The following is a 14,309-nucleotide window of genomic DNA, read 5'->3' on the forward strand; positions in this document are numbered from 1 at the left end:
ATCACTTCCTTGCTTTTTTTATATAATTAGCTATAATTTTTTCTTGAATACATGGATTTCCAGAAGCGACAGATGTTTTTGAAAGCATATCGAGTGGATCGCCATCTATAGTAGTTGTTACTCCTCCAACTTCGTTAATAATAACCATTCCCGCTGCATAATCCCACGGTGACAGACTCAATGTTAAATAACTATCGATAATACCTTCTGCGACAAATGCAAATTCTAATGCCGCCGATCCGTAAGTCCTTGACCCTCTCACATCTTTTACAAGTTTTTGCATCCATTTTTCGTCAACGAGGCGGTTTTCACATAGCCAAAAGTGATTCATACTAACAATTGCTTCCTGGAAAAGGATATCATGATGAAGTTGCGGAAGCTTCTTATTATTCTTATAAGCACCTTCTCCTCTTTTTGCGCTATATAAAACATCTTCCATCACGTTATAAATAAGTCCGATTTCTCCAATACCATTATTAAAAATACCGATTGAAATCGCAAAATTCCTTTTTTGATGGACAAAATTCATCGTGCCATCAATAGGATCAATAATCCAAACGATACCATTCATAGAATCTAACTGATCACCGTAGCCTTCTTCGCTTAAAATAAAATGATCGGTAAACGTAGATTTAATGTTATTTGCCAGAAAAGCTTCGGTTGAACGATCCATCTCAGTTACTAAATCATTCGCATTTGATTTTGTATCAATAGTTAATGGATTATGAATTTGTTTCCTTATCTGCTCACCCGCTTCGTATATCCACTTTGTAGCTTGGGAAAAAATCATATCACGCTGCGCTTTGTTCATCTGTATACTCCTCCATTCAATGCTACATATAATAGTACCAAATTTTAGATACGCCGTCATGAATTGTAGCTAATAAGGGGAACTCGTTAAACGTTAATTGTTTTAATTTTTCTCACCGATTTATTTAATATCTACTCAACGATATTGGCATTTCCAAATGAAGCCTTTTTATGGGATACAACAGATGATATACATTTTACTGTGATACATGTATTTAGCAATAAGCTTGCAATGAAAATCTCATCTACATTATTCTGCTTTCAAATCTAACCATTGCTTTCTTAAGCAAATGAGCCGTTCTTTGCTTTTTATTATTTCAATTGCATCTTCTTTTTTCATCGCGTCATAAAGTGTTAACAATTCATAATCAATTTCCATACGAATGACCTGCAAATTGCCCAATGATTTTTCTTTACATAATGTTCCTAAGACGTACTTCACAATTTCACTTCCTTTCGTTAAATACTTTTTATTCCAAAACTGTACTTTAAATATATTTATGATTGGTTTTCCTATTTGGTTCGACAAGTATCATCCAGTTTCTTAAATTTATTTTCATTTAAACCCAAATATGATATATATATACAGGTTAGCCTGTTTAAAAAACACATCTTATATGCTGTATAACCAATAAGGTACGTCTTTCATCTGTGTGTTTTTCCTGATTTATCGTAAAAACCTATGAAGGCGATATCCCTATCTCTGGTAGAAGCTATGTTAATCCTTCTACTGACACCATCATCTTTGGACGAGCAGGCTGCACGTTATTCGGGATGTACTCGTTGTACTCATTAAAACAAAATGCTACTTACAACATGACGTGAATAACTTGACTTGTGCTTTTGCATATTAAATAATGATAATCAAATAGGCATAGTTTATTTGATTTAAGCAACTTTTAAAATAATAAGTGGCAAACATTATCAGTAGATATTCTTATCTGTATTGACGTACACTACATGTAGAAATAATTTTTTATGTATATACGGTTCAAACTCAGCAACTAAACAAACAAATTTAGCATATACTATCACGATGTAAAGCTCCCTCTAATTCTTTAAAGCAGGAGTATTAACGATATATATGCTTTATAGGAAAGGACGATGATGATGACCTTTAAAGGATTTGAAAAAGTAGATTTTGATACATTTTATATTGAAGGCCTCGAAGAAAGAATGGAAGCAATTCAGACAAGAATTCAACCAAAATTCCAACAGATTGGCAATGAACTAGTAGACTTCTTAGCTGCACAACTTGGGAATGAAATGTTTCTACATATTGCCAAACATGCTAGAAGAACAGTCAATCCCCCCCAAGATACGTGGTTAGCTGTAGCTGATAACAAACGAGGATATAAAAAACACCCTCATTTTCAAGTAGGTGTATTCGATGATCATGTATTTATATGGTTAGCGCTTATTTATGAATTAGACCATAAATCAAAAATTGCACAAACCTATTTAAACCATTTTGACCAATTAAAACAACTTCCTAAAAGCTTTATGTATTCATTAGATCATACTAAAAAAGATGCCAAACCATTATTAGATTTAGATAAAAAAGATGTAGAAAGGTTCAGAGATGTGAAAAAAGCGGAATTTTTAATTGGGAAGCATTTTGCCAAACATGATGAACGCATTTATGACGGAAATATCTTTATAGAGGAGTTAAAATCTACTGTTCATCCATTGATACCTTTTTATAAACTGGCTCTACAAAGCAAAACTAATTATACAAAATAAGTATCATTTATTCATTGACCAACGTAAAGAATATTACAAAAGGAGAGAAGCTCTACAAATGCTTCTCTCCTCTACTTCATTTTTATAAAATGGTCTTCGGTTATCTTTGCATATTTAAGTACATGAAAGCTAGAATATCCCGAACCTTGTTTAAAAGTAGCAAACAACTTCTTTTCTTCACTTTTACTAGGAACTACTTGTTTAAACTTCCGGTAAGCTGCTATTATAACTTTCCTTTCTACCTTTCTTTCATATGCCTGCTCAATTAAGCTGAAAAACTGCACAACATAAATAATTTCTTCTTTTGTCCATGTATCGTCAATTGGATAGTGATAATTCAAATTACTTCCTCCATATATACGTTCATTTCATTCCCACACCTTCAGTTTAATCAAAAAAATAGAGGGTATGCAAGTATCTTCATACAAGATTTAAGAAAATGTACCCTATTCCAAATTCCTTAACTAACATTTTTTATTTTACTATCTCATTTTAAAGAAGATTCTTCATTAAAATTTTTACATGGTAATAATAATTCCATTAATAAAAAACTACCTCAAGGGTAGCTTTTTATTATAATATAGTGGTTGTAGTAATGAAACAATCGAATAGTCACTTCCGGCGCTCAGCATTTGGCGACTTCACGTAATCTCCCTACGATAAATCATCATCCGTTGTCACTAAGAGGAATACCGACTAAAAACGGGCTTGCCTTCTGACGTCAGCAAACTCCTGTTTTAGTGGCATGATTCCTTTATCTCAATAGATTCGTTCCATTAGCTACGTTACTAACCGGGCGGCTTGCGCCTTTGTTCTTATGCTTATTTATTTTCACGACACGTTGGACAAGTACCATAAAGAGTTGTTACTTTTTCTTCTTCATATTGCTCAATAATATTTTGGCAATCTTGACAAACTATTGTACCCATTAAATCCAACTCCTCTTCATATTGATAACGTATTCATATTATAATATGTCACATTTAAAAAATCAAGCCTAATTAGTATAACACTTTTTTAAATTATGGACGATAATTACCTTTTACCATTTTGAAACAGAATTATACGATAATGCATTCCTCTGTTCTTCCTATCCTCATTAAAGATATGAATCTTTTTATAAGGTTATTAGCGTAGATTTAGCACTTAAAAATCAAAGTACATAAAAATGGAACACTGCCAGCTCCACTTTATTTTACTGCGTAATGAAATGCTGTAGAAGGGCTGCATTCGTCTTATATATGGCGGTATATACCCTCATCAAAACACTAAAAAGCCTCCACAGGAACGAATACTTCTAACTCAAATAAATATGAATCAGAAATACAACGATGTGGAGACTTTCTATGTAAAATAAATACTTATTGTTTACTTAACGTTTGAATTTGTTTAGGATCAACCATCTCATACCCTTTATCCCTCAATCCTTTAACAATATCTGCTAATGCTTCATTTGTCCATTCCCGATCATGCATTAGCAAATTGGCTCCCGGTTTTAGTAGGGAGTAATCAACCCCCGCTTCTGGGCCTTCTCCGCTTACCATTGCTTTTTTCAGTTTAGCAGCATCTTGATATGGCGCGAAATAATCATACCCATATGTCCAGTTCATAACGACCATTCCTTGTTCTTTAGCCACTTGTCTGGAGTGGTCACTATTCATACCATGAGGGGCGCGGAAGAATTTCGGGCGTTCTCCAATAACCTCTTCAATTTGATCATTCACACGAACAATTTCTTCTGTCTGTTCCTGCTCAGTCAAATCTGGTAACTTAGGGTGGCTATATGTATGGTTTCCGATAACAAAACCCATCTCATGGATTTGTTTTAGCATATCCTTTTGTTCTTCTGTTTCTAAAAAATGTCCATTCACAAAGAATATTGCATTGGCTTCTAGCTCTTTTAATGTCTTAGCCATATCCAACGCATGCTTATCTGGTATGTCATCAATTGTTAACAAAACTACTTTTTCATTGGTATTCTCATCAATTGGTACTATCGTAGCATTGTCCGAAACCTTATACGTAGGGTTAGGGGCTTCGTTTACCACACTTTTCTCTGTTTGGTTATCTTCTTTTTGTGGCTTTTGTTCTTCCTTACGTTGATCCTGTTTATTTTCTTCAGCCTTATCTGCATGTGTTGGTTGCGATTTTTCATCACTCGAACCGCATGCGACTATGAATAGTCCAATGAAGATGAAAGTAACCACTAGTATAGCTTTCTTCATATAGTTCCTCCTGTCCGAGCTCCTGTTAAGGTGTCAACTTCTATTATAAATTGCTGGAAAATAAATGACAACAAAAATCTACATTTTTCTTGTGGTCTAGGAAATTATAAAATTTAGCAGTTGCGAATAAACTTACTAAGTTATTTAGCCACGTCCGGCTCCAGCGCCCAGCGACTAGGCGACTTCATTCCATTGCCCTAAGCTAAAGTCATCATCGGTTCGTCCTAAATAGGAAGGCCGACTAAAGACGGGCTTGCCGGAGGGCACCGGCATACTCTGTTGCAGGAGCATGATCCCTAAAACTTTCGTTGATTCGTTCCAGTCGCTACGTTGCTAACCGGGCGCCCTGAGCCTTTGTTCTATTCACTACTACCGGCCGGCTTGTCTAGCTTTCGTCCTACAATTAAATTAAAAGTTTTAGGAGTTCTTTATTAAAATACAACGAACATTTTAGCCCATTTTAATAACGATTTTGAACTCCGTATTATTATCGAAAGAATTATTTAAATATAAAAAATCATGCAAATACGCATCAATTATTTTCCTTGTTTTTTCATATAACTACAACTAGAAAATGCATGATGACACGTTTTGGGCTTTTTTAAGTATGATTAATTAGAGGGAGGATATAGTAAAACAGCAAGGTTTGTTATTTGAACAATTTTTGTGCTTATGTTTTAATACAATAAGTACGTCTACATAGTTTTCCAAAAAATAAAGATAGAAAGGATTATTTTTGTGAAGAAAGTAACGCGTGTATTCTACATTTCAGCAATTGTTGCAGTACTTTTCATAATTTGGGGAATCATTCCGGAAGACGTATTGCCAAATGCCAACTTAGACAATGTCACAACTATTATTCAAACATTTCTTGTTGAACAGTTCGGTTGGTTTTATTTATTAAGTGCAACATCATTTGTTGTTTTTGCGATCTATCTCATTTTTTCAAAATATGGCAATATTAAACTAGGCCGACCTGGTGACAAGCCAGAATACAGCTATTTAACATGGTTTGCTATGCTATTTAGTGCTGGTATGGGGATTGGTCTTGTATTCTGGGGGGCTGCTGAGCCAGTATCTCATTTTCACGATCCTCCCTTCGGGGCAGAAGAAACGGGAGATGCTGCTAAAACTGCGATGCAATACAGTTTTTTCCATTGGGGAATTCATCCTTGGGCTATATACGCTACTCTCGCCTTAGCCATGGCCTATTTTAAATTTCGCAAACAATCTCCAGGTGTTGTAAGCGCCATGCTTGAACCGCTGTTTGGAAATCGAATTAAGGGGTCTTGGGGAACAACAATCGATTTTATCGTTGTTTTTGCAACGGTATTTGGCGTATCTACTTCCTTAGGTCTTGGAGCTATCCAAATCAGTGGTGGTCTCTCATTTGTTACTGGGATGGAATCAACCATCACACTTCAATTGATCATTATTGTAATTGTTACCGTATTATATATGACTTCATCCATGACTGGACTAAATAGAGGGATGAAATATTTAAGTAATGCCAATCTTGTTTTAGCCGTATTACTTATGTTATTTGTATTATTCTTTGGTCCAACCAACTTTATAATGAATTATTTTACTACAACATTAGGTAGTTATCTCCAAAATCTCCCTAGCATGAGTCTACGTATGACTCCTTTTAACGAAGAGAACTCTACATGGCTTAATAATTGGACATTCTTTTATTGGGCTTGGTGGATTGCATGGGCGCCATTTGTAGGAACTTTTATAGCAAGAGTCTCCCGAGGTAGAACTATAAGAGAGTTTGTCTTAGGCGTACTACTCGTACCTACAATATTTAGTGCTTTATGGTTTTCTGTATTCGGGGGCACCTCGATTCATTTAGAAACTTTCAAGGGAGCAAATATCATCCAAAGCATCAATGATTTTGGTGAGGAGACAGCATTATTTACTGTGTTGGAGCACTTCCCTATGAGTACTTTCATCTCCATTATTGCTATCTTATTAATTTGTACATTTTTCATTACTTCTGCCGACTCAGCTACTTTTGTTCTTGGCATGCAGACAACTGGGGGGAAATTAGATCCTGCCAATTCAGTAAAATTCATCTGGGGTATTATTCAATCAAGTGCTGCAGCTGTATTGTTATGGCAAGGTGGCTTGAATGCTTTACAAACAGCCTCGATAATCGCAGCGTTTCCTTTTGCCATTATAATGATTTTAGTGATCATTTCTCTTGTCAAGTCCTTCCGGCAAGAAGCCAAAGACCATAACTTAGCAACGAAAAGAAAAAGCTAGAGCCCATGCTCTAGCTTTTTTCTACAATAATAGAACACAAAATAGTAGCTTTCGTCTTAATGAAAATATTTAGGCACTGGCATCTCCAACTTAGACTTCACACATCTTCCCATTCTTGAAATAGAAGCCTTTCACACCTTATATGTTAGGTTAAAGGTTATAATTCATCTTATCTTTTAAAGACACCTGTACATCGCTTAAATAGTTTTTCTTCTAATTTTTCTTCTCTTTGCTAATTCTATCTCAGAATTGAATTACTTCAGCAAAAGTACCAAGTTTACTTCATTTTATTATCAGGAAATCGTAATGTAACAATTTTTACTTTTTAATATCTTATATTACTACCTCTAACAGCACATTATCAACTTTATAACAGTTGCATTACATAAAACTTCAGTATATCTAATTTTGATAAACTAAAGCTATCGACATTAAATGACAAGTAGGTGAACAACAATTAAAAAGCTAATTATTTTTTTAGTAATTGTTTGTGTACTAGTAAATGGCTGCAAAACGTTCAATGCTTCTACCATTAACGTAATTTCCTTTCAACCAAAAAAATATGATATCTTTTTTTATACACACCAAACGAATGATTCGGTAGAAAATCAATATTTTGATGCTATCATTGAGGTGAAAGCAAATTTTCCAACCGAATTTAGTAAAGTAAACACAAGAAATAAAGCGTTGAATGAGATTGATGAGAAGATAGATCCTAAGTATCCTACTTTAATTATTAGAAAAGACGGAATTACTATTGACCGAATTAGCGGTCAAACCCCTAAACATGTAATCGTTAGTAAGCTTGAAAAACTAATGTAAAAAAGTGAGATCATAGAATATCTAATGGAATGCTAAAAAGAGCTGTTCTGTACATAGAACAGCTCTTTTTACTATACCTATAGCATATGAATTGGTGTACCTAGAGCTACTTCAGCAGCTTCCATGGTGATTTCACCTAATGTTGGATGAGCATGGATCGTTAATGCGATATCTTCTGCTGTCATACCAGCTTCAATTGCAAGACCTAATTCAGAAATCATATCACTCGCATTTGGTCCAGCAATTTGTGCACCGATCACTAAGCCATCGTCCTTACGAGTAATCAGTTTCATAAATCCATCACTATCGTTTAATGAAAGTGCACGACCATTAGCTGCAAATGGGAATTTAGCAGCTTTGACATCGAATCCAGCATCTTTCGCTTCTTGTTCCGTATAACCGACAGTAGCCAATTCTGGATCCGAGAACACAACTGCAGGCATACTTAAGTAATCAATTACAGCTTGTTCCCCACTGATAGCTTCTGCAGCAACTTTTCCTTCATAGGATGCTTTATGTGCTAATGGAGGCCCAGCAACAATATCACCTATAGCATAGATATTATCAACATTCGTGCGACATTGATTATCAATTTTAATTAGTCCACGGTCATCTTTTTCAATGCCAACCTGCTCTAAGCCAATATCCTCTGTATTTGGACGGCGGCCAACCGTAACTAATACATAGTCCGCTTCAACAGTTTCTTCTTTACCTTTTACTTCATATGTTACTTTGACACCGTCTTTAGATTCTTCTACACCTTTAGCCATTGCTTCCGTAATAATTGTAACGTCTTTTTTCTTCAAACGTTTTTTCACAACTTGACTCATTTGCTTCTCAAAACCGCCTAAGATTTCTTTCGCACCTTCAAGAACAACAATTTCTGTACCGAAATTCGCATAAGCAGTGCCAAGCTCTGTACCAATATATCCTCCACCAATAACTACCATTTTCTTCGGAATTTCTTTCAGGTTTAAAGCACCAGTTGAATCCAATACTCGATCTGAAAACTTAAAGTTAGGGATTTCAATTGGCGTTGATCCTGTAGCAATAATGCAATGCTTAAAGGTATATGTTTGAGAATTTTTCTCATCCATAATTTTTACAGTGTTTTTATCTACAAAATATACTTCACCTTTAACAATATCTACTTTGTTTCCTTTTAACAAGCCTTCCACACCAGAAGTTAGCTTGTTAACGACACTTGCTTTCCACTCTTGAACCTTAGAAAAGTCAACAGAAACATTTTCTGTTTTAATTCCCATCTCTTCATTTCCATGAGCTTGTTCAGCTAAATGTCCAGCTTGGATTAATGCTTTGGATGGAATACATCCAACGTTTAAACAAACCCCACCTAAAGCGCCTTTATCAGCAATTGTTACCTTTTGGCCTAACTGTGCAGCACGAATAGCAGCAACATAACCACCAGGACCTGCTCCAACAACGAGTGTGTCTACTTCAATTGGAAAATCTCCTACTACCATAAAACTCACGCCTCCATCATAATTAATTGTGGGTCGCTTAATAATCGTTTCATTTGATTTAGAGCATGTTGTGCAGTTGCTCCATCAATAATACGATGATCAAAGCTTAATGATAATGCTAGTACAGGTGCTACGACAACTTCCCCATCACGAACCACTGGTTTTTCTGCTATACGACCAATACCAAGAATAACCGCTTCTGGGTAATTCAATACTGGCGTAAACCATTGACCACCAGCAGAACCGATATTTGTAATTGTATTCGATGCACCACTCATCTCTTCAGGTGCTAGTTTACCACTTCTAGCCTTTTCTGCCAATTCATTAATCTCTTTAGAAATTTCAAAGATGGATTTACGATCCGCATTTTTCACAACTGGAACAAGAAGGCCTTTATCTGTATCTGCTGCAATACCTACATTGTAATAGTGCTTGTGCACAATTTCGTTCGTTTCATCATCAACGGAAGCATTTATCATTGGGAATTTTTTAGAAGCAGATACTAGTGCTTTAACAACATACGGCAAGTATGTTAATTTAATTTCTTGCTCAGCAGCTACGGCTTTAAACTTCTTACGATGAGCTACTAATTCTGATACATCTACTTCATCCAATAAAGTTACATGAGGAGCTTTTGTTTTAGAATTAACCATCGCATTGGCAATTGCTTTGCGAATTCCGCTCATAGATTCACGAGTTTCAGGGAAGTCTCCCGCTGTTTCTGCAGCTGCTTCTTTCTTAGAAGATGCTGCTTCTTCTGTTGTTCCTTTTGCGTCTGTAGCAGGTTGGTCTCCACTTAGGTAAGCATCAATATCTTCTTTTAAAATACGTCCGTTTTTACCTGAAGGCGTAACTTTAGAAATCGTTACTCCGTTATCACGTGCATACTTCCTTACTGATGGCATTGCAATTACTCTTTCACCATCATCTTCATCTACTTCTTCATTTGTAGCTTCAGGAGCTTCAGATGCTTTTTCGTCAGCAGAAGCTTCTTGTTTTGAATCTGCCGCTTCTTCCTCGTCATCTGATTCATAGCCTTCTGCATCAAACGTAATAATCGTGTCGCCTACAACTGCTACCGTTCCTTCTTCTACATGTAATTTTGTTACTGTCCCTTCCACTGGTGATGGAATTTCCACTACAGCTTTATCATTTTGCACTTCACACAAAACATCGTCTTCTTTAACTTCGTCGCCTTCATTAACGAACCATTTAACGATTTCACCTTCATGAATTCCTTCACCAATATCAGGTAATTTAAAATTGAAAGCCATAATATTTTTGCCTCCTGTCTTAATAATTAAAAGTTCATCACACTGTTTACTTTTTCTACAATATCTTTATGATTAGGTAACCAAACTTCTTCTGCTTCCGAGAATGCGTAAACGGTGTCTGGAGCCGCAACACGTAATACAGGAGCTTCTAAATGAAGAATGGCACGTTCTTGTATTTCAGCTACTACATTCGCAGCTATGCCTGCTTGGCGTTGCGCTTCTTGCACCACAACAGCACGATTTGTTTTCTTAACCGATTCAATGATCGTTTCGATATCAAGTGGTGATACAGTACGTAAGTCAATAACTTCAGCATTAACACCATTTTCAGCTAGTTCTTCAGCAGCTTTTAACGAAGCATGTACCATCGCACCGTAAGCAATTAATGTAACGTCTGTACCTTCACGCTTAACATCTGCTTTCCCTAGTTCAATCGTGTATTCTCCTTCAGGTACTTCACCACGGAATGAGCGATATAATTTCATGTGCTCTAAAAACACAACCGGATCATTATCTCGGATGGAAGAAATAAGTAAACCTTTAGCATCATGAGGAGTAGAAGGAATAACCACTTTAATACCTGGTTGTTGAGCAATTAACCCCTCTAATGAATCCGCATGAAGTTCTGGTGTATGAACACCTCCGCCAAATGGAGCACGTACTGTAATTGGCGAATGATGAACGCCACCTGAACGATATCGCATACGAGCCATTTGTCCGCTAATGGAATCCATCACTTCATATACGAAGCCGAAGAATTGAATTTCTGGAACAGGTCGGAAACCTTGTAAGCCTAAGCCAATTGCTAGTCCACCAATACCTGATTCGGCTAAAGGTGTGTCAAACACGCGTTCTTCACCAAACTCGGCTTGCAATCCATCAGTAGCACGGAACACGCCACCATTCTGACCGACATCTTCTCCGAAAACAAGCACATTTTCATCATTTTTAAGTTCCGTACGTAGTGCGTCTGTAATGGCTTGAATCATTGTCATTTGTGCCATGATTTACTTCGACTCCTTTTCTTTATATTCTTCCATTTGTTCTTGTAAATTATATGGAAGTTCTTCATACATGTTTGCCATTAAATCTGTTACTTTTTGTTTTGGATATTGGTCTGCTTGCTTAATGGCTTGCTTAATTTCCTCTTTTGCTTCTTCAATTACTTTATTTTCTTCTTCTTCAGACCATAGATTTTTTGCTTCTAGATACTTACGGAAACGGACTAATGGATCTTTCTTTTCCCATTCATTATCTAAATCTTCTGTACGATAACGAGTAGGATCGTCACCAGCCATTGTATGAGGACCATAGCGATACGTCATTGTTTCAATAAGCATCGGACCTTCGCCATTAACTGCACGCTCTCTAGCATGTTTTGTAACAGCGTAAACAGCAAGTACATCCATACCATCTACTTGAATGCCTTCAATTCCTGCAGCAACAGCTTTTTGAGCTAGTGTTTTTGCATTTGTTTGTTTTTCTACTGGTACAGAAATGGCAAAACGATTATTTTGTACAAAGAAAATCGCTGGAGCTTTATATGCACCTGCAAAGTTAATTCCTTCATAAAAATCACCTTGTGATGTACCACCATCACCAGTGTAAGTAACAGCTACATTTTTCTTACCACGCTTTTTCATTCCTAAAGCTACGCCAGCAGCCTGTACATATTGAGCGCCAATTATAATTTGTGGACTTACTGCATGAACACCTTCAGGCATCTGGTTACCATGGAAATGTCCTCTAGAGAATAAAAATGCTTGATATAGTGGAAGACCTTGCCAAATTAATTGTGGTACATCTCGATATCCAGGCAATAGAAAATCCTCTTGTTCAAGTGCAAACTGACTTCCTAACTGCGAGGCCTCTTGCCCTGCTGTTGGTGCATAAAATCCTAAACGCCCTTGGCGGTTCAAAGCAATTGAACGTTGATCTAAAACTCTTGTGTAAACCATTCTACGCATAAGTTCTTTTAACTGCTCATCGGAAAGATCAGGAACGTCTTTTTCATTGACAATCTTTCCATCTTCATTAAGAATTTGGAACATTTCGAACTGACTCTCAACACTCTCTAAAACGTGTTTCAAAATAGTTCACCTCTTCCTTTCTGTATCCATTTAATATTGTTATTTCTAGCCTACCCAAAATCAGAAAAAAACTGTACTTTTTATGGTATTCCCATTTTTGCTTACTATAAATCTATAAGTGAATGCCCAAATAGGCAAAGCACGCAAATAAAATATTCCACCCTTGCTCTATACTAGCAAGTAGAGGCTTTTATATTGAATGCCCCCCGTCTGTATGTACATACACATCAAAAACAGCTATTTAAAACTGTTACATAAAAAAGCAAAAAATCATTAGTACAATTTCTTTACATATAAATTCTAGCTCAATTCTACTTAGTGGTCAAACACTTTGTTTTCTTTAATTTATTTTCACATAATTTAAAAGAAAGCATTACTTAATAAAGCGCTTTCTACTTTGTTCTGTTATAGTTCGATTTCTTATCTGTATTACCTATTATTAGGAATAATAGCGAGTGTTTAATATTTTTCATCTATTACAAACCATTTCTTTCTTATCTCCCTGTTTATTGCGCGAAGGATTTATACAATAAGCAAAACGACGACGTTTACACATCATAAAGACTTTAGGTTTTTAAAATCATTTACTTTGTAAAAATATGTACCGTTATCCTTGTACTAGCAAAAAACACTCTCTAGATTTGCCTAGAGAGTGTTTCAATATCTTACTTATCTTCTATTTTTCGTCAGAATCTCCTTCATAGGTAACATCCATACCCACTTGCTCGTAAAAATCTCTTTTCATTTCATTGTATTCTTTCGTATGCTTGTTAAAATTATCGTTTGATGCAATTACTTTTTCATATGCATTATTAATAGCATCTATTTTTTTCGTTAACGTTTCTTGCTTTAAATCTTCTTTTGATAACAATTCATACATTTCTTTTTCCAATTTCAATGCATCTTTGTAAGCTTTATTTAGATTATCGTATGCTTTATAACGATCTTGCATCGTCTCTACCATTTTTTCAGCAGTATCTTTAGCTTCTTTAGCTTCTAAATCCTCCACAACTTCTTTCGTTTTAGTAAATTCTTCTTTTGCTTGTTCTATGCTTTCTTCTTCTTTCTTTATCGCTTCTTTACGTTTATCCACCGTTTCAATAGCTTGTTTAGCTAACTTTTTAATTTTATCCATTTCGTCTTTACCAAGATCCATAATTTGGTTATATAACTCTTGTTCTTTTTTCTCCAAATCGGTTATTTTACTTTGCTGTTTTTCAAATCCTTCTTCTAGCGTAACTGCTTCTTCTAAATGATTCTGTATTTGTTCTTCTGGAGTCCCATTACTACACGATGCTAATATAAATAAAAGCATAAAACCTAATGCAACGATTGTGAACTTTTTTAATGACATTATTTACCTCCTACACCTATAAATCAAATATACGATTTATAGTATAACATAAAATAGGTTGTACAAAAGGAAAAAATCAATTCCGCCTTTGCTCCATATAAAACGCCTTTTGAACAAAGTCTCGGGGCGCCCGGTTAGCAACGTAGCGACTCGAACGAATTAACGAAGGTTTTAGGAATCATGCTCCTGCAACAGGAGTATACTGGCGCCCTCCGGCACCCCGGCCTTCCTGTTTAGTA

At 35.8% G+C, this 14,309-nt stretch carries 13 protein-coding genes; 3 read left to right on the forward strand and 10 right to left on the reverse strand.

The window, feature by feature from the left end; all coding sequences use genetic code 11:
• Position 1: 1 nt before the first annotated feature.
• Entirely contained in the window at positions 2 to 811 is an 810-nt protein-coding gene (locus tag BUB45_RS03625; protein WP_073005357.1) for an inositol monophosphatase family protein, read from the reverse strand.
• A gap of 249 nt (positions 812 to 1,060) precedes the next feature.
• Complete coding sequence (locus BUB45_RS03630; protein WP_342068338.1) at positions 1,061 to 1,339, reverse strand: hypothetical protein; 279 nt, start codon at positions 1,337 to 1,339, stop codon at positions 1,061 to 1,063.
• Positions 1,340 to 1,920: 581 nt separating this feature from the next.
• On the opposite strand from BUB45_RS03630, the gene BUB45_RS03635 reads away from it, so the two are divergent.
• Complete coding sequence (locus BUB45_RS03635; RefSeq protein ID WP_073005736.1) at positions 1,921 to 2,553, forward strand: YktB family protein; 633 nt, start codon at positions 1,921 to 1,923, stop codon at positions 2,551 to 2,553.
• A gap of 71 nt (positions 2,554 to 2,624) precedes the next feature.
• On the opposite strand, the gene BUB45_RS03640 is transcribed toward BUB45_RS03635, so the two are convergent.
• The 3 genes from BUB45_RS03640 to BUB45_RS03650 all read right to left on the reverse strand — a co-directional run bounded on the left by BUB45_RS03640 (position 2,625) and on the right by BUB45_RS03650 (position 4,778).
• Positions 2,625 to 2,894 (reverse strand): UPF0223 family protein, encoded by a 270-nt coding sequence (locus tag BUB45_RS03640; RefSeq protein ID WP_073005359.1) that lies wholly within the window; start codon positions 2,892 to 2,894, stop codon positions 2,625 to 2,627.
• A gap of 480 nt (positions 2,895 to 3,374) precedes the next feature.
• Positions 3,375 to 3,482, reverse strand: coding sequence for a GapA-binding peptide SR1P (locus tag BUB45_RS03645; RefSeq protein ID WP_073005361.1), 108 nt, complete (start codon positions 3,480 to 3,482; stop codon positions 3,375 to 3,377).
• Positions 3,483 to 3,914: 432 nt separating this feature from the next.
• Positions 3,915 to 4,778: a polysaccharide deacetylase family protein gene (locus tag BUB45_RS03650; RefSeq protein WP_073005363.1), complete on the reverse strand. Its 864-nt coding sequence runs from the start codon at positions 4,776 to 4,778 to the stop codon at positions 3,915 to 3,917.
• A 738-nt stretch (positions 4,779 to 5,516) separates the two neighbouring features.
• Between BUB45_RS03650 and BUB45_RS03655 the strand changes: the two genes are divergently transcribed.
• Both BUB45_RS03655 and BUB45_RS20085 read left to right on the forward strand, forming a co-directional pair.
• On the forward strand, positions 5,517 to 7,046 hold the full coding sequence (locus tag BUB45_RS03655) for a glycine betaine uptake BCCT transporter (RefSeq protein ID WP_073005365.1): 1,530 nt from the start codon (positions 5,517 to 5,519) through the stop codon (positions 7,044 to 7,046).
• Positions 7,047 to 7,679: 633 nt separating this feature from the next.
• Entirely contained in the window at positions 7,680 to 7,868 is a 189-nt protein-coding gene (locus tag BUB45_RS20085) for a YbbN family protein (protein ID WP_139300086.1), read from the forward strand.
• Between the two features lie 77 nt (positions 7,869 to 7,945).
• Here the strand turns inward: BUB45_RS20085 and lpdA are convergent, their stop codons facing one another.
• The 5 genes from lpdA to BUB45_RS03680 form a co-directional block, all read right to left on the reverse strand.
• Positions 7,946 to 9,352, reverse strand: coding sequence for a dihydrolipoyl dehydrogenase (gene lpdA / locus BUB45_RS03660; protein WP_073005367.1), 1,407 nt, complete (start codon positions 9,350 to 9,352; stop codon positions 7,946 to 7,948).
• 5 nt (positions 9,353 to 9,357) lie between these two features.
• On the reverse strand, positions 9,358 to 10,626 hold the full coding sequence (locus tag BUB45_RS03665; RefSeq protein WP_073005369.1) for a dihydrolipoamide acetyltransferase family protein: 1,269 nt from the start codon (positions 10,624 to 10,626) through the stop codon (positions 9,358 to 9,360).
• Positions 10,627 to 10,652: 26 nt separating this feature from the next.
• Positions 10,653 to 11,630 carry an alpha-ketoacid dehydrogenase subunit beta gene (locus BUB45_RS03670; RefSeq protein ID WP_073005371.1) on the reverse strand — a complete coding sequence of 326 codons (978 nt, stop codon included), beginning with the start codon at positions 11,628 to 11,630 and terminating at the stop codon, positions 10,653 to 10,655.
• 3 nt (positions 11,631 to 11,633) lie between these two features.
• Entirely contained in the window at positions 11,634 to 12,677 is a 1,044-nt protein-coding gene (gene pdhA / locus BUB45_RS03675; protein ID WP_170861705.1) for a pyruvate dehydrogenase (acetyl-transferring) E1 component subunit alpha, read from the reverse strand.
• 715 nt (positions 12,678 to 13,392) lie between these two features.
• Complete coding sequence (locus BUB45_RS03680; RefSeq protein ID WP_073005375.1) at positions 13,393 to 14,070, reverse strand: YkyA family protein; 678 nt, start codon at positions 14,068 to 14,070, stop codon at positions 13,393 to 13,395.
• Positions 14,071 to 14,309: the final 239 nt, after the last annotated feature.

This window comes from Virgibacillus chiguensis, from assembly GCF_900129865.1.
GTDB lineage: Bacteria > Bacillota > Bacilli > Bacillales > Amphibacillaceae > Virgibacillus > Virgibacillus chiguensis.

What these genes read in the sequence shown, in the direction of transcription:
- BUB45_RS03670 (WP_073005371.1), bottom strand. Translation starts at nt 11,630, where the DNA reads ATGGCACAAATGACAATGATTCAAGCCATTACAGACGCACTACGTACG.
- BUB45_RS03680 (WP_073005375.1), bottom strand. Translation starts at nt 14,070, where the DNA reads ATGTCATTAAAAAAGTTCACAATCGTTGCATTAGGTTTTATGCTTTTA.
- BUB45_RS03645 (WP_073005361.1), bottom strand. Translation starts at nt 3,482, where the DNA reads ATGGGTACAATAGTTTGTCAAGATTGCCAAAATATTATTGAGCAATAT.
- BUB45_RS03650 (WP_073005363.1), bottom strand. Translation starts at nt 4,778, where the DNA reads ATGAAGAAAGCTATACTAGTGGTTACTTTCATCTTCATTGGACTATTC.
- BUB45_RS03635 (WP_073005736.1), top strand. Translation starts at nt 1,921, where the DNA reads ATGACCTTTAAAGGATTTGAAAAAGTAGATTTTGATACATTTTATATT.
- BUB45_RS03625 (WP_073005357.1), bottom strand. Translation starts at nt 811, where the DNA reads ATGAACAAAGCGCAGCGTGATATGATTTTTTCCCAAGCTACAAAGTGG.
- pdhA (WP_170861705.1), bottom strand. Translation starts at nt 12,677, where the DNA reads ATGTTCCAAATTCTTAATGAAGATGGAAAGATTGTCAATGAAAAAGAC.
- BUB45_RS03665 (WP_073005369.1), bottom strand. Translation starts at nt 10,626, where the DNA reads ATGGCTTTCAATTTTAAATTACCTGATATTGGTGAAGGAATTCATGAA.
- lpdA (WP_073005367.1), bottom strand. Translation starts at nt 9,352, where the DNA reads ATGGTAGTAGGAGATTTTCCAATTGAAGTAGACACACTCGTTGTTGGA.